Origin of the sequence: Pseudomonas sp. NFX1 (genome assembly GCF_051123555.1) — a bacterium.
In the GTDB taxonomy this organism is placed as follows: domain Bacteria; phylum Pseudomonadota; class Gammaproteobacteria; order Pseudomonadales; family Pseudomonadaceae; genus Aquipseudomonas; species Aquipseudomonas capeferrum.
Map to the genome: position 1 here is coordinate 4170219 of NZ_CP169366.1, position 14479 is coordinate 4184697.

Consider the following 14479-nt stretch of genomic DNA (forward strand, 5'->3'; position numbering starts at 1 on the left):
CGGAAAGGGCTGCAACGCAGCCCCAAAACCTCATCACCTACTTGGCAGATGTCTGCTCAGCCAACGCCACCGCGCGGAACATCGCCCGGCGCTTGTTGATGGTTTCTTCCCATTCCAGCGCCGGCACCGAGTCCGCCACGATGCCGCCACCCGCCTGCACATGCAGTTCGCCGTCCTTGATGACCGCAGTACGGATGGCAATCGCGGTATCCATGTTGCCGTTCCAGGCAAAATAGCCCACCGCGCCACCGTAAACGCCACGCTTGACCGGCTCCAGCTCGTCGATGATCTCCATCGCACGGATCTTCGGTGCACCCGACAGGGTCCCGGCCGGCAAAATCGCGCGCAATGCGTCCATCGCGGTCAGGCCCTCGCGCAACTGCCCGGTGACGTTGGAAACGATGTGCATCACGTTGGAGTAACGCTCGATCACCATCTTCTCGGTCAGGCGCACACTGCCCGTCGACGACACACGGCCCACGTCGTTGCGGCCCAGGTCGATCAGCATCAAGTGCTCGGCGATTTCTTTCTCGTCCGACAGCAGGTCGTCTTCCAGAGCACGGTCTGCTTCCTCGGTAGCACCGCGCGGGCGGGTGCCGGCAATCGGGCGCACGGTGACCAGGTTGTCCTCGACCCGCACCAGCACTTCAGGCGAACTGCCGACCACATGGAAGTCGCCGAAATTGAAGAAGTACATGTATGGCGTCGGGTTGAAGCAGCGCAAGGCACGGTACAGGTCGATGGGCGCCGACTTGAAGTCGATCGACATGCGCTGGGACGGCACCACCTGCATGCAGTCACCCGCCAGGATGTACTCCTTGATGCGGCCAACCGCGTTTTCGTAATCCTCGCGGGTATAGCTGGAGCGGAACTCCGGCTCGGCCGCCTGCGGGCCGCTCAGGTCCAGGCCACGGCGCGGGGTGATAGGCTGGCGCAATGTCTCCAGCAACCCTGCCAGGCGGGCCTTGCCTTGTTCGAAAGCCTGTTCCTCGGCCGGGTCGACCAGCACGATGGCGTGCATCTTGCCGGCCAGGTTGTCGAACACCACCACGGCGTCGGACACCATCAGCAGGATATCCGGCACGCCCAATGGGTCCGGGTTCGGGCTTGCACCCAGACGCTTCTCCACATAGCGCACGCAGTCATAACCGAAGTAGCCAACCAAGCCGCCATTGAAACGTGGCAGGCCAGGGATATCGGCGACCTTGTAACGGTCCTTGAACGACTCGACGAAGGCCAGCGGGTCGTCGACGTCATGGCGCTCTACCTCGACGCCATCCTGCAGGATACTCACCTGATAGCCATGCACCCGCATCACGGTGCGCGATGGCAGGCCGATCATCGAGTAACGGCCCCATTTCTCCCCGCCCTGTACCGACTCGAGCAGATAGGAGTTGGGCTGATCAGCCAGTTTCAGGTAGATCGACAGCGGCGTGTCGAAGTCGGCCAGGGTTTCACAGGCCAGGGGGATACGGTTGTAGCCGGCAGCGGCCAGGCGCAGGAATTCTTCGCGGGTCATGAGTAGCCTCGTGGCAAGCAGCAATAGGGTCAGGCAAACGGACGGGCCGGCAGGCGCCGGCGGGCAGAAGTCAGGCGCGCCAACGCCAACGGGCCAGGGCCTTGATGACTTTCATCCAGAATTTGCCAGTAACCGCCACGGTGGACTCTCTGTCTTGTGAGGCTTGAAGGTCCGCCAACGTTATCCCAGTGGCCGGGTCTGCGCAACCGGGCAGCAGCGCACGCAGATCGTCGATCACAAGGTTGGGCGACTCGTCGTTGATCGGCCGGCCATGGTTGTAGCCGTAGGTCAGGCCTACGCACTGCACACCCGCGGCCTTGGCGGCCAGTACATCGCTGCGCGAATCGCCGACGAACAGCGACTGTTGCGGCGTGACGCCGGCCATCTGCATGACGAACAGCAGCGCTGCGGGGTCGGGTTTCTTTTGTGGCAGGGTGTCGCCGCCGATGATCCAGCGGAAGTAGCGGCCGATCTTCATCTGGTCCAGCAGCGGGGCAACAAAGCGCTCGGGCTTGTTGGTGATCAGCGCCATCTCCACGCCTTGCTTGCGCAACCAGCGCAAGGTGTCTTGCACGCCGGGGTAAACCACGGTCAGTTCGTGGTTTTCGGCATAGGCATCCATGAACAGCGCCAGGGCCTGGTCGGCAAGCGCATCGTCCACCGACGCGTGCTCGATACCCCCTGCCAGCGCACGGCGCACCAGCACCTGGGCACCATTACCCACCCAGTGGCGCACCGCATCAAGGCCTGCCGGCGGGCGCCCGAGTTCGAGCAGCATGCGGTCCACGGCAGCGGCCAGGTCTGGCACGGAGTCGATCAGGGTACCGTCCAGATCGAACATCACCAGCCTGGGCAGCGTCCCCGGGAACAGCTGCTCGAAGCCGCTCATGGGCGGGCCTGAGCCAGTTCGGCGCGCATCTTGGCGATGACTTCCTGGTAGTCCGGGGCATTGAAGATTGCCGAGCCGGCGACGAAGGTGTCAGCGCCAGCGGCGGCGATTTCGCGGATATTGTTGACGTTGACGCCACCGTCGATTTCCAGGCGGATATCACGGCCGCTGGCGTCGATCAGCGCACGCGCCTCACGCAGTTTGTCGAGGGTGCCGGGGATGAACTTCTGCCCGCCAAAGCCTGGGTTGACGCTCATCAGCAGGACCATGTCGACCTTGTCCATCACGTACTTCAGGGCATCCAGGCTGGTCGCCGGGTTGAACACCAGGCCGGCCTTGCAACCGCCGTCGCGGATCAACTGCAGCGAGCGGTCGATGTGCTGGCTGGCTTCCGGGTGGAAGGTGATGTAGGTGGCACCGGCGTCGATGAAGTCACCGATGATACGGTCAACCGGGCTGACCATCAGGTGCACGTCGATCGGCGCGGTCAGGCCGTACTTGCGCAGGGCGGTGCAGACCATCGGGCCGATGGTCAGGTTGGGTACGTAGTGGTTGTCCATCACATCGAAGTGAACGATGTCGGCACCAGCGGCCAGCACCTTGTCGACGTCCTCGCCCAGGCGGGCGAAATCGGCTGAGAGAATGGAGGGGGCAATAGCGTAGGGCTGCATGGCGCACCTGTAGGGCAGAATCACGGTGGCGCGCATTGTAACTCAGGCAAACGGATAGAGGCTGATTGGTATCAATCCGTGTCGACGAGGTACTCCAGCCTGTACCGGCCTCTTCGCGGGGCAAGCCCGCATCCACAAGGCCGGTACACGCAATACAGGGATCAGCCCGGCTGCTGGGTCCTCAGCTTCTCGCTACGCCCACGCAGCCACTCCAGGGTCAGCAGCAGCACCACCGAAAACGCGATCAGCAAGGTCGCCGCCGCCGCAATCGTCGGGCTCAGGTTTTCGCGAATACCACTGAACATCTGCCGTGGCAGGGTCGCCTGCTCAGGCCCAGCAAGGAACAACGTCACCACCACCTCATCGAACGACGTCGCGAAGGCAAACAGCGCCCCCGAGATCACCCCCGGCGCGATCAACGGCAGGGTCACCCGGCGGAACGCCAGCAGCGGCGAGGCACCCAGGCTGGCAGCGGCGCGCACCAGGTTGTAGTTGAAGCCCTGCAACGTCGCCGACACGGTGATGATGACGAACGGCACACCCAGTACCGCATGCACCAGAATCAGCGAGGTAAAACTGTTGCCCAGCCCCAGCGGGGCGAAAAACAGGTAACTGGCCACACCAATGATCACCACCGGCACCACCATCGGCGAGATGACCAGCGCCATCACCAGCGACTTGCCCGGGAAATCGCCCCGGGTCAGGCCGATCGCTGCCAACGTACCAAACACCATGGCCAGCACTGTGGCCGCAGGGGCGACGATGATGCTGTTCTTCAATGCCCGCATCCACTCGGCAGAGCCGAAGAAGTCCTGGTACCACTGCAGCGAAAAGCCCTGCAGCGGGTACACCAGGAAACTGCCACTGTTGAAGGACAACGGCACGATCACCAACACCGGCAAGATCAGGAACAGCAGAATCAGGCCGCAAAGAATGCGCAGGCTGTAGAACCAGACCCGCTCCACGGGTGACATGTATGGGCTCAGCATGACAAGGCTCCTCAGCTCAGGCGCAGGCGGCTGGCGCCGACCAGCCAGCTATAGATCAGGTACAGCAACACGGTCGCCAGCAGCAACAGCCCACCCAGCGCGGTCGCCATGCCCCAGTTGATGCTGGTGTTGGTATAGAACGCCACGAAATAGCTGACCATCTGGTCGTTCGGGCTGCCCAGCAATGCCGGGGTGATGTAGTAGCCGATGGCCAGGATGAACACCAGCAGGCAACCCGCGCCAACCCCGGCGTAGGTCTGCGGGAAGTACACCCGCCAGAAGCTTGCGAACGGATGGCAACCCAGCGAGATGGCCGCGCGCATGTAGCTGGGCGAAATGCCCTTCATCACGCTGTACAGCGGCAGGATCATGAACGGCAGCAAGATATGCACCATGGAGATGTACACACCGGTGCGGTTGAACACCAGCTCCAGCGGTTGGTCGATAATGCCCATGGCCATCAGCGCACTGTTGATCAGGCCGCCCGACTGCAGCAGCACGATCCACGCGGCCACCCGCACCAGGATCGAGGTCCAGAACGGCAGCAGCACCAGAATCATCAGCAGGTTGCTTTGCCGGGCCGGCAGGTTGGCCAACAGGTAGGCCAGCGGGTAGGCCAGCACCAGGCAGATGGCGGTAATCACCACACCCATCCACAGGGTACGGGCAAAGATATCCAGGTAGATGGCCTGGTCGGGCGTGGCCTTGGCCAGCTCGCCGAGGTCATCGATACGGTGGTCGAGCGATGCCAGCAGGTAGAACGAGGTGACCGTGCTGGTGTTGCGGCGGATCGCCTGCCAGTAGGCCGGGTCACCCCAGCGCTCATCGAGGGCCTGCAACGCTTCTTTATAGGAGGCCGGTTCAGCCTTGAACGGCAGCGCCCGGGCGGTCTTGGTCAACAGACTACGGTAGCCGGCCAGCTCCATGTTCAACCGCTTGGAGAGGTCGCCCAGGGTCTGGTTCTTGCGCGACTCGGCCAGGTCCTGGCTCAGTGCCTTGTACACGTCTTCGCCGGGCAAACTCTTGCCGTCCCACTGGGACACCGCTTCGACGGTACGCGGCAGGCCGGCGACCACCTCAGGGTTGCCGACGCTCTTGTATAACAGCGCTGCGATCGGCACCAGAAACACCAGCAGAAGGAACAGCGCCAGCGGCGCGATCAACGCCTGCGCCTTCCAGCGGTTGACCCGCTCGGCGTGCTTGAGGCGCTGCTTGAGACTAGGACCTGCGCCTTCGTTGAGGGGCACTGCAATGGCCATGGCGAACTCCGCAAAACAGGTAGACGGGAAGCGCCAGTGCAAGCCCTGGCGCTCCGACGAGGCGCTTTACTTCTTCGCCGCCCAGGCGTTGAAGCGTTGCTCGAGCTGCTCGCTGTTGTCGGCCCAGAAGGCCACGTCGATCTGCACCTGGTTGGCGATGTTCTCAGGCGTGGTCGGCATGTCTTTCTTCACCTCGTCCGACAGCAGGCTGACGGCCTTGGCGTTGGCCGGGCCGTAAGCGATGTTCTCGGAGTAGATTTTCTGTTGCTCGGGCTGGACGCTGTAGGCGATGAATTTCTTCGCCTCTTCGGCGTTCTTGGCGCCTTTTGGAATGGCCCAGGCGTCGAAGTCGTAGATGCCGCCGTTCCACACCACCTTGAGGTTGCTCTCTTTCTGCACGGCGGCGATCCGGCCGTTGTAGGCCGAGCTCATGACCACGTCACCCGAGGCCAGGAACTGAGGCGGCTGGGCGCCGGCTTCCCACCACTGAATGCTTGGCTTGAGTTCATCGAGCTTCTTGAAGGCACGGTCCTGGCCTTCTTTGGTAGCCAGCACCGTGTACACGTCCTTGGGCGCGACGCCGTCGGCCATCAAGGCGAATTCCAGGGTGTACTTGGCGCCCTTGCGCAGGCCACGCTTGCCCGGGAACTGCTTGGTGTCCCAGAAGTCGGCCCAACTGGTAGGCGCAGTCTTGAGCTTGTCGGCGTTGTAGGCCATTACCGTGGACCAGACGAAGAAGCCTACACCGCAGGGCTGGATGGCGCCGGGGACGTAGTCGGCTTGATCACCGAACAACGCCGGGTCGAGCTCTTCGAACATGCCCTCGTCGCAACCGCGCGACAGTTCTGGCGACTCTACTTCCACCAGGTTCCAGGACACACTCTTGGTGTCGACCATGGCCTTGACCTTGGCCATTTCGCCGTTGTACTCGCCGGCGACGATCTTGCCGTTACCCGCCTTCTCCCACGGCTCGTAGAACGCTTTGGTCTGGGCGGCCTTGTTGGCGCCGCCGAAAGAGATCACGGTCAGGTCAGCCGCCATGGCCTGGCCAGCGGCGAACAGCCCCAGGGCCAGGGCGGTCAGTTTCAACTGCTTGCGCATTATTATTCTCTCCACAGTACAGGGTTGGTGAAGCAATCCATCAATGGGCTTCGGCAATCGGATCGAGCGCGCGGGCGTGCTCCACCTCCCAGCCCAGCGGTACCACATCGCCCACGGCCAAGGCCGGGTCGAGCTCGGCGATCGGCTGCTTCACGAAGAAGTCGGCCTTGCCACAGACTTCCAGGCGCACCCGTACGTGGTCGCCCAGGTAGATGAACTCGGCCACACGGCCAGAAAAGCGGTTGACGCAGCTTTCACTGTGGCCATTGAGGCGCACACGTTCCGGGCGGATCGACAAGGTCACCGGCTCGCCGGCCTGGCCGACATTCACCGCCAGCGCTTCGACCCGCTCGCCACGCGTCAGCTGCACCTGGCAACGGTGGCCATCGCTGGCCAGCAAGGTGCCGTTGATGCGGTTGTTCTCGCCGATGAAATTGGCGACGAAGGTGTTGCACGGCTGTTCATAGAGGGTGCGAGGGTCGGCGATCTGCTGAATTTCGCCCTGGTGGAACACCGCCACCCGGTCAGACATGGTCAGGGCCTCGCCCTGGTCGTGGGTCACGTAGACCACGGTCACACCCAGGCGCTGGTGGATATGCTTGATCTCCATCTGCATGTGTTCGCGCAGTTGCTTGTCGAGCGCGCCCAGCGGTTCGTCCATCAGCACCAGTTGCGGCTCGAACACCAGGGCACGGGCCAGGGCCACCCGCTGCTGCTGGCCGCCCGACAACTGGCCGGGGTAGCGCTTGGCGAAGGCATCGAGCTGGACCATGCTCAGCACACGCTTCACCCGCTCGCTGATGTCGGTCTTGCTGAGGTTGCGCACGCTCAGCGGGAAGGCGAGGTTCTCGGCCACGGTCATGTGCGGGAACAGCGCGTAGTTCTGGAACACCATGCCGATGTCACGCTTGTGCGGCGGTACGTTGTTGATCGAGCGCCCGGCCAGCTGGATTTCGCCAGCGGTGGGGGTTTCGAAACCGGCCAGCATCATCAGGCTGGTGGTCTTGCCCGAGCCGGACGGGCCGAGCAAGGTGAGGAACTCGCCCTTGCGGATGTCCAGGTTGAGGTTTTTGACGATCAGCGACTCGCCGTCGTAGCTCTTCTGCACACCACGGAAGCTGACCAGCGTTTCGCTGGTTGCAGCGTTCGAATTCGCCTCGCTCATGCCTGCACCTTCTTGTTGGATGACTGCGTAGGCAAAGACTAGACAAGACGCAAGTGCCCGAAAATCGGGGGCGCTGAGAGAATGCCATCATCCAGATGGAAGATTCGTTGTAGGGATTGCCCTACAAGGATGGCGGGTTTGGAATACTCGCGCTCGGCATCACACCGCTGCCACCAGCGGGCGCGGTGCAGGCTGCGCAAAGTGCATGTCGCAATCAGACCAGCTTGTGCTCCATGGCGTACTTCACCAGTTCCGCCAGCGAGTTGACCTTGAGCTTCTGCATCAGCCGCGCCTTGTGGGTGCTGATGGTCTTGCTCGACAGCGCCAGTTGCTGGGCGATGTCATTGACGTTGGCGCCCTGGGCCAGGCGCTCGAACACCGAGAACTCACGCTCCGAGAGCAGGGTATGCAAGGGCCTGGATTCGGTCAGGCCGACCTCGAAGACCATGCGGTCGGCCAATGCCGGGTCGATGTAGCGCCCGCCCCCGGCAACCCGGCGAATGGCGGTCAACAGCAAGGCGGGGTCACTGTCCTTGGTGGCATAACCGGCGGCGCCAGCCTTCAGCGCCCGCGCCGCCATCTGCGCCTCGTCGTGCATCGACAGCATCAGGATGGCAGGGGCGTCGTTCAGGGCGCGGATGCGCGGGATGGCCTCCAGGCCGTTGACGCCCGGCATCGATATATCCAGCAACACCACTTCACAGGGGGTATGGCGCAAGGCTTCGAGCAACTGCTCGCCGTTGCCGGCCTCGCCCGCCACTTGCATGTCCTTGGCCAGGCCAATCAATTGCTTGATGCCTTCACGGACAATGGTGTGGTCTTCTGCCACCAGCACTCGAATCACGATCGGTCTCCTACTCCAACGGAATGGCCACGCTCAGGCTGGTGCCCTCGCCCGGTTCACTGTCCAGCGTCATGCTGCCACCCAGCATCAGCACCCGTTCGCGCACGCCCACCAGGCCGAACGAGGTGGGCCGGGTCTGGTCGCGGCAAAAACCGCTGCCGTCGTCGCTGACGGTCATGCGCAACTGCCCATGCTCACGCACCAGTTCGATCTCCACGCTGTGCGCCTGCGCGTGGCGCATGACGTTGGTCAGCGCCTCCTGCAGGATACGAAACAGCCCGGTGGCCTTGGCATCACTCAATGCTGGCAGATTATCCGGTACCTGCACCAGGCAGGGGATTTGTGTACGCGCCTCGAAACGCCGCGCCTGCCATTCGATGGCCGAGGCGATGCCGGCATCGAGAATCGGCGGGCGCAGTGCCGTGGCCACGTCGCGCACCAGCTGGAACAGCTGGGCGATCAGGCGCTTCATGCTCGACAAGCGCTCGTTCAGCCCTGGGTCGAGTTCGGCAAAGGCCAGCTCACACATCGAGACCTCAAGCTTGAGCACGGTCAGCATCTGCCCCAGCTCATCGTGCACCTCACGGGCGATACGGGCCTTTTCTTCCTCGCGCACGCTTTCCAGGTGGGCCGACAACTCGCGCAGCTGCTCCTGCGAGCGCGCAAGCGCCAGCTCTGCCCGCTTGCCCTGGGTGATGTCCCAGACGATACCGTCCCACACCACCCGGCCATCGGCCAGGCGCCGGGTACTGGCCTTGATGTCGGCCCAACGCTGATCACCCTGGCGCGTCAGGATACGCCCCTGCCATGACCAGTCCTGGTTGCTGGCCAGGGCCAGGTCCTGCACCCGGTGATAGTCGCTGCGGTCTTCGGGGTGCACCAGATTGCGCAGGCCCATCTGCGGGTGCTGGATTTCGGCGGGTGCATAACCGACCAATGCCTCGCTGCCTTCGCTGATGTAGGGGAACTCCAGGTCGCCCTCGGCCGGGTCACGCTCCAGCCGAAACACCAGCCCCGGCACGTTGCCAGCGATGCCCTTGAGCCGCGCTTCGCTTTCGCGCAGCGCGGCCAGCGCGCGGTGGCGCTCGGTGACATCGGCGATATACACCACCAGGTACTCGGCGTCGCGAAAGCGCAGAAAACTCAACGACAGCTCCACCGGCAGCAAGCTGCGGTCCGCGCGCAGGCAGCGGGTCTCGAACTGCCCCACACCGCCGCCGCCCGCTCGCGCGCCCCGCCATAGTTCCAGCCAGCGGTCCATGTTCAGGTTGGGCTCGAAGTCGATCAGCGGGCGCTCCAGCAACTCACCTTGCCCGTAGCCCAGCATGCGCTCTGCGGCATGGTTGGCGTAACGCACATGGCTGTCCCAGTTGACCCACAGGATACCCACGGTGCTCTGGTCGATGGCGAACTGGCTCAGGCGCAACGCCTCTTCACGTACCTGGCGCTCGGCCAGGTTCTCGCGCGTTGCCAGCAGGCTGCGTTCCAGCTGGCGCTGTTGCCGGCGCTGCCAGGTCAACGTGGCCAGCGCGCACAGCAGCAACAGGCCGAACAGCAAGGCGAGGTTCTGCCAAAAGCCGGCCGACTCACTCAAACGAGGGTACTTGGGTTGCAGCCAGCGCTGGTGAAGTTGCTCCAGCGCCTTGGCCGGGATGGCCTGCAAGCCCCGTTCGAGCACGTCGGCCAACAGCGGCCAGTCACGCCGCGAGCCCACCCGCAGCAGTTGCGGCAAGCCGATATCGCCGACCACCGCCAGCTCGCCGAACTCGCTCTCGCGCGACAGCCGGCTGAGCTGGGCTTCATCGAGCACCGCGTAGCTGGCCTGGCCACCCACGATCAACTGCAGCGCCTCGCGCTCGTTGGGCACGCCTTGCAGGTTGAGGTTGCCGTAGTTGCTGCGCAGGTAATCCGCCAACGGGCTGGGCATGCGCACGGCGACGCGCTGGTCGGGTTCGAGCTTTTCCAGCTCCACCGCCATGGCGCCCGTGCGCGGGCCGACCACCAGTTGCGGCACGCGCATGTACGGGTCGCTGAACAGCCATAGCCGCAGGCTCGCCGGGGTCTGGGTAAGGCCGGGGGCGAAGTCGATTTCGCCGGCATGCAAAGCGTGTTCGAGGCTGGCCTGATCGGCGAAGTTGCGCCAGGTCAGGTCCAGCCTCAGCGCCTGGGCCAACGCGTTCACCAGTTCGACATTGGCCCCGTAAAGTTGCTGCAGACGGCGGTCGAACTGCGCATACGGCGCCTGCAACACCAGGCCGACCCGCAGGCTGCGATGCGCCTCCAGCCACTGCTGCTGCGCGGGTTCAAGGGCCACGCTCGGCACTGCCTCGGGCCTTGCCAGCGCGATCAAGGGTAGCCACAAGCAGCCGATAACCAACAGGCGACGCATTCGCTTCATCTACACGCTCGTCTTGGCAAGGGCGGCCATGCAGCATGGCCGTCACGGGCAAATACTATTAGGCTGCCGGTATCATTCTGGCCTTGGGTTGACGCATGTCCACACTTTATCGCACGACGCTGGCACTGTGCTGCCTCGCCTCGATCCTTCCGCTCGGCGCCATGGCCGCCGACGCTGAAAAACCTTCCACCGCCACCGAAGCCGCGCCCGTCGAGGCCACCCGGCCACCCCTGCTGGAACGCAGCCAGGAAGACGCCCAGGCCCTGGAGCGCCTGGTGCCCAAGGCCGAGCAGCAAACCCTGCAGGCAGGCGCCGAGCGCTTTCTGGCACTGTGGAAACCGGCCAACAGCAACGACCCGCAAGGTGCGGTGATCATCGTGCCCGGTGCCGGTGAGACGGCTGACTGGCCGAACGCCGTCGGCCCGCTGCGGCGCAAGTTCCCCGACGTCGGCTGGCACAGCCTGAGCGTAAGTTTGCCCGACCTGCTCGCCGACAGCCCGCAGGCGCGGGTTGAAGCCAAGCCCACCGAGGCGCCGGCCAACGACAACGGCGAAAGTGCGCCAGCCAAGGACACCCCGACCGATGCCAACGCCAACGTCGCCCAGGCGACAGCCGCCGATGCCGATGCCGCAGAAAGCACCGACGCCGAGCAGGCAAGCGAGCAGAACGACCCTGCCGATGCCGAACGCATCTTCGCCCGCCTCGACGCTGCGGTGGCCTACGCGCAACAGCATGACGCGCGCAGCATCGTGCTGATCGGCCATGGCAGTGGCGCGTATTGGGCGGCCCGCTACCTGAGCGAGAAGCAACCCGCACAGGTGCAGAAACTGGTGATGGTCGCCGCGCAGACGCCGGCACGGGTGGAACATGACCTGGAAAGCCTGGCCCCCACTCTCAAGGTGCCGACCGCCGACCTGTATTACGCCACCCGCACCGGTGATCGCCGTGCTGCAGTATTGCGCCTGCAGGCCAGCAAGCGGCAGAAGGACAGCCAGTACCGGCAGTTGTCGCTGATTGCCATGCCCGGTAACAAGGCCGCTGAACAGGAGCAATTGTTCCGCCGGGTGCGCGGGTGGCTGAACCCGCAAGACTGATTACAAGCCGCCGGGGGCCGTAGTGCGGCCCTCGGCTGTTGACTACAACCCCCGCCGCTTGCGAATCAGCCCATACGCCTGATGCAACTCACGGGTCCGTTCGGTCGCCTCGCGCACCTGAGCTTCCGTAGCGCCGCTACCCGCGAGTTTGTCCGGGTGATGCCGGCTGATCAGCCGGCGATAGGCCTGCTTGACCTTGTCGCCCTCGGTATCAGCCTCGACCGCCAACAGTCGCAAGGCCGCCGCATAGGTCATGGTGCCACCGTCCAGCCCTGCCTTGCGCGGCTCGTACTCCAGCGACATGGCTTGCACCTGGCGCCGGCTCAAACCCAGCTTCTGCCCCCAATCCAACAGCATCTCGCGCTCTTTGCTACCAACCTTGCCATCGGCCCAGACCATGCGCCAACAGGCACGCAAGGTCCCTTCTGCAGCATGCGGCTGCTGGCGGATACGGCGCAGATGGCCGGCCAGCCGGTCCTTGCCGGCTTTGCCACGGTTGAACGCGGCAATGGCCCGCAGCCGGGCCGCCTCAGCCAGGTCCAGGCGTACCATCTCTTGGCGCGCCTGCTGGATATGCTGCTCTGCCACCCGCCCATCGCATTTGGCCAACCTGCCGAGCAGCACGAACAGCAACTCCTCGTCGCGCAGGGCCGGGCGCCCGCCCAGGCGCTCGCGCATGTCCTCCCAGCCACGCACCCGCAGGCGCCGGTCCATGGCCTGCCCGAGCAGAGCGCCGAGCAAGGCGCCGGGGATGCTGGCGACGGCAAAACCGGCGCCGGCACCAATCACCGTGCTAGGCCACCACATCTCAGGCGCGCTCGCCGATCAGGCGCTCGGCCTGGGCCAAGCGCTCCAGCGTGCCGACATCGACCCAATGGCCACGGTAGTGCTCACCCGTGACCTTGCCATCCGCCATGGCCTGGCGCAGCAAAGGCGCCAGCTTGAAAGCCCCCGGCTGGCAACCCTCGAACAACGCGGGGTCAAGCACCGAGAGGCCACTGAAGGTCAAGGTACCCGGCGCTTCATCGCCATCCAGCACTTGCGCGCCAGCCAGGCGGAAGTCGCCACGGTCGTGATGCCCTGGGTTGTCTACCAGCACCAGGTGCGCCAGGCCCGCAAGCGGCGCCTGCAGGCGGGTGAAGTCGTAGTCGGTCCAGACGTCACCGTTGACCAGCAGGAACGGCGCCGCGCCCAGCAACGGCAGTGCCTTGAAGATCCCGCCACCGGTTTCCAGCGGTTCGCCCTCAGGCGAATAGCGGATGCTCAGGCCGAAACGGCTGCCATCACCCAGGTGGTCCTCGATCTGCTGGCCCAGCCAGGCATGGTTGATCACCACCTCGGTAACACCGGCTGCCGCCAGGGCGCGCAGGTGGTACTCGATCAGCGGCTGGCCTGCTACCGGCACCAGTGGCTTAGGCGTGTGCAGGGTCAAGGGGCGCATGCGCTCGCCCTTGCCCGCTGCCAGGATCATCGCTTTCATGCCTGTGCTCCGGCCTTGAGTTCGGCAATCAGCTCGCCCAGCTCCGCCAATTCGGGGCGGCGACCGATCACTTCATCTATATAGGCGAAGAATCGCGGGACGTCCGCCAGGTAGCGCGGCTTGCCATCACGGTGGCAGATGCGGGCGAAGATGCCGATCACCTTGAGGTGACGCTGCACCCCCATCAGGTCGCTGGCGCGCTGAAATGCCTCGAAATCGGCTTGCACGGGAATACCGGCAGCCTGCGCTTTTTGCCAGTAGTCGCGCAGCCAGCCGTCTACCCGAGCCTGCGGCCAGCTGAGGAAGGCATCCTTGAACAGGCAGGTGATGTCGTAGGTGACCGGGCCGTAGACTGCGTCCTGGAAGTCCAGCACGCCTGGGTTTGGCGTGCTGTGCATCAGGTTGCGCGGCATGTAGTCGCGGTGCACCAGCACCTTGGGCTGGGCCAGGGCACTGTCGATCAGCGCCTGGCTGACACGTTGCCAGGCAGCCTTCTGAGCCTCGCTGAAGGCCAGGCCAAGCTCTCGCCCGACGTACCACTCGGGGAACAGTTCGACTTCCCGGCGCAGCAGGGCATCGTCGTAGCTCGGCAGTGGCGCGTCCATCGGCAGGCGCTGGAACGCCAGCAGCGCATCGATGGCATCACTGAACAGGCCATCGGCATTCTGGCCATCGATGATGTCCAGGTAGGTCTGGTGGCCCAGATCGCCCAGCAGCAGGAAACCGCGCTCCAGGTCCTGGGCATGGATCACCGGCACGTGCACGCCGGCACTGGCCAGCAGGTGATCGATGGCGACGAACGGTCGGCAGTTTTCCTGCGGCGGGGGGGCATCCATGATCACGAAACTATGGCCTGCGCCCTGCCAGCGGAAGTAGCGGCGGAAGCTCGCATCGCTGCTGGCGGCAGTCAGGCTGCCTGCTGGCACTTCGCCCCAGGCGTTGTTTTGGAAAATAGTGTTGAGCTGCTCATCGAGCCAGACAGTCAGTTGTTGCAAGCGTACATCGTGATCAGGCATTACAAGGGTCTCCGACGGCCCTAGCCGTCAAGCGGGTCATGCTTTATTATCCAG

General features: G+C 64.3%; 13 protein-coding genes. 1 reads left to right on the forward strand and 12 read right to left on the reverse strand.

The window, feature by feature from the left end:
• Positions 1-37: 37 nt before the first annotated feature.
• From trpE to DJ563_RS18895, 9 genes are all read right to left on the reverse strand, one after another.
• A complete protein-coding gene (gene trpE, locus DJ563_RS18855; protein ID WP_274098387.1) occupies positions 38-1519 on the reverse strand; it encodes an anthranilate synthase component I in 1482 nt (493 codons plus the stop codon).
• A gap of 70 nt (positions 1520-1589) precedes the next feature.
• The gene (locus tag DJ563_RS18860) at positions 1590-2408 is read right to left on the reverse strand and encodes a phosphoglycolate phosphatase (RefSeq protein WP_434518154.1); all 819 of its coding nucleotides are present in this window, start codon (positions 2406-2408) and stop codon (positions 1590-1592) included.
• Positions 2405-3079: a ribulose-phosphate 3-epimerase gene (rpe, locus tag DJ563_RS18865; protein ID WP_274098386.1), complete on the reverse strand. Its 675-nt coding sequence runs from the start codon at positions 3077-3079 to the stop codon at positions 2405-2407. Before rpe ends, DJ563_RS18860 begins: the two co-directional genes overlap by 4 nt.
• Positions 3080-3240: 161 nt before the next feature.
• The gene (locus DJ563_RS18870) at positions 3241-4068 is read right to left on the reverse strand and encodes an ABC transporter permease (protein WP_033703035.1); all 828 of its coding nucleotides are present in this window, start codon (positions 4066-4068) and stop codon (positions 3241-3243) included.
• 11 nt (positions 4069-4079) lie between these two features.
• Positions 4080-5327, reverse strand: coding sequence for an ABC transporter permease (locus DJ563_RS18875; RefSeq protein WP_274098385.1), 1248 nt, complete (start codon positions 5325-5327; stop codon positions 4080-4082).
• Positions 5328-5393: 66 nt separating this feature from the next.
• A complete protein-coding gene (locus DJ563_RS18880; RefSeq protein WP_274098384.1) occupies positions 5394-6428 on the reverse strand; it encodes an ABC transporter substrate-binding protein in 1035 nt (344 codons plus the stop codon).
• 40 nt (positions 6429-6468) lie between these two features.
• Positions 6469-7593, reverse strand: coding sequence for an ABC transporter ATP-binding protein (locus DJ563_RS18885; protein WP_434518155.1), 1125 nt, complete (start codon positions 7591-7593; stop codon positions 6469-6471).
• 214 nt (positions 7594-7807) lie between these two features.
• Positions 7808-8440, reverse strand: a complete 633-nt coding sequence (locus tag DJ563_RS18890) for a response regulator (RefSeq protein ID WP_177326514.1) — start codon at positions 8438-8440, stop codon at positions 7808-7810.
• A 7-nt stretch (positions 8441-8447) separates the two neighbouring features.
• Positions 8448-10835: a PAS domain-containing sensor histidine kinase gene (locus DJ563_RS18895; protein WP_434518156.1), complete on the reverse strand. Its 2388-nt coding sequence runs from the start codon at positions 10833-10835 to the stop codon at positions 8448-8450.
• A 95-nt stretch (positions 10836-10930) separates the two neighbouring features.
• Here DJ563_RS18895 and DJ563_RS18900 point away from each other — a divergent pair, with 95 nt between their 5' ends.
• Positions 10931-11929, forward strand: a complete 999-nt coding sequence (locus DJ563_RS18900; RefSeq protein ID WP_274098382.1) for an alpha/beta hydrolase family protein — start codon at positions 10931-10933, stop codon at positions 11927-11929.
• Between the two features lie 42 nt (positions 11930-11971).
• Here the strand turns inward: DJ563_RS18900 and DJ563_RS18905 are convergent, their stop codons facing one another.
• From DJ563_RS18905 to DJ563_RS18915, 3 genes are read right to left on the reverse strand one after another with little or no spacing between them, the layout of a single operon-like run.
• Positions 11972-12736, reverse strand: coding sequence for a TerB family tellurite resistance protein (locus DJ563_RS18905; RefSeq protein ID WP_033703043.1), 765 nt, complete (start codon positions 12734-12736; stop codon positions 11972-11974).
• A gap of 1 nt (position 12737) precedes the next feature.
• Positions 12738-13409 carry an N-acetylmuramate alpha-1-phosphate uridylyltransferase MurU gene (murU, locus tag DJ563_RS18910; protein WP_434518157.1) on the reverse strand — a complete coding sequence of 224 codons (672 nt, stop codon included), beginning with the start codon at positions 13407-13409 and terminating at the stop codon, positions 12738-12740.
• Positions 13406-14425, reverse strand: a complete 1020-nt coding sequence (locus DJ563_RS18915; RefSeq protein ID WP_434518158.1) for an aminoglycoside phosphotransferase family protein — start codon at positions 14423-14425, stop codon at positions 13406-13408. Before DJ563_RS18915 ends, murU begins: the two co-directional genes overlap by 4 nt.
• Positions 14426-14479 lie beyond the last annotated feature (54 nt).

What these genes read in the sequence shown, in the direction of transcription:
- trpE (WP_274098387.1), bottom strand. Translation starts at nt 1,519, where the DNA reads ATGACCCGCGAAGAATTCCTGCGCCTGGCCGCTGCCGGCTACAACCGT.
- DJ563_RS18860 (WP_434518154.1), bottom strand. Translation starts at nt 2,408, where the DNA reads ATGAGCGGCTTCGAGCAGCTGTTCCCGGGGACGCTGCCCAGGCTGGTG.
- rpe (WP_274098386.1), bottom strand. Translation starts at nt 3,079, where the DNA reads ATGCAGCCCTACGCTATTGCCCCCTCCATTCTCTCAGCCGATTTCGCC.
- DJ563_RS18870 (WP_033703035.1), bottom strand. Translation starts at nt 4,068, where the DNA reads ATGCTGAGCCCATACATGTCACCCGTGGAGCGGGTCTGGTTCTACAGC.
- DJ563_RS18875 (WP_274098385.1), bottom strand. Translation starts at nt 5,327, where the DNA reads ATGGCCATTGCAGTGCCCCTCAACGAAGGCGCAGGTCCTAGTCTCAAG.
- DJ563_RS18880 (WP_274098384.1), bottom strand. Translation starts at nt 6,428, where the DNA reads ATGCGCAAGCAGTTGAAACTGACCGCCCTGGCCCTGGGGCTGTTCGCC.
- DJ563_RS18885 (WP_434518155.1), bottom strand. Translation starts at nt 7,593, where the DNA reads ATGAGCGAGGCGAATTCGAACGCTGCAACCAGCGAAACGCTGGTCAGC.
- DJ563_RS18895 (WP_434518156.1), bottom strand. Translation starts at nt 10,835, where the DNA reads ATGAAGCGAATGCGTCGCCTGTTGGTTATCGGCTGCTTGTGGCTACCC.
- DJ563_RS18900 (WP_274098382.1), top strand. Translation starts at nt 10,931, where the DNA reads ATGTCCACACTTTATCGCACGACGCTGGCACTGTGCTGCCTCGCCTCG.
- DJ563_RS18905 (WP_033703043.1), bottom strand. Translation starts at nt 12,736, where the DNA reads ATGTGGTGGCCTAGCACGGTGATTGGTGCCGGCGCCGGTTTTGCCGTC.
- murU (WP_434518157.1), bottom strand. Translation starts at nt 13,409, where the DNA reads ATGAAAGCGATGATCCTGGCAGCGGGCAAGGGCGAGCGCATGCGCCCC.
- DJ563_RS18915 (WP_434518158.1), bottom strand. Translation starts at nt 14,425, where the DNA reads ATGCCTGATCACGATGTACGCTTGCAACAACTGACTGTCTGGCTCGAT.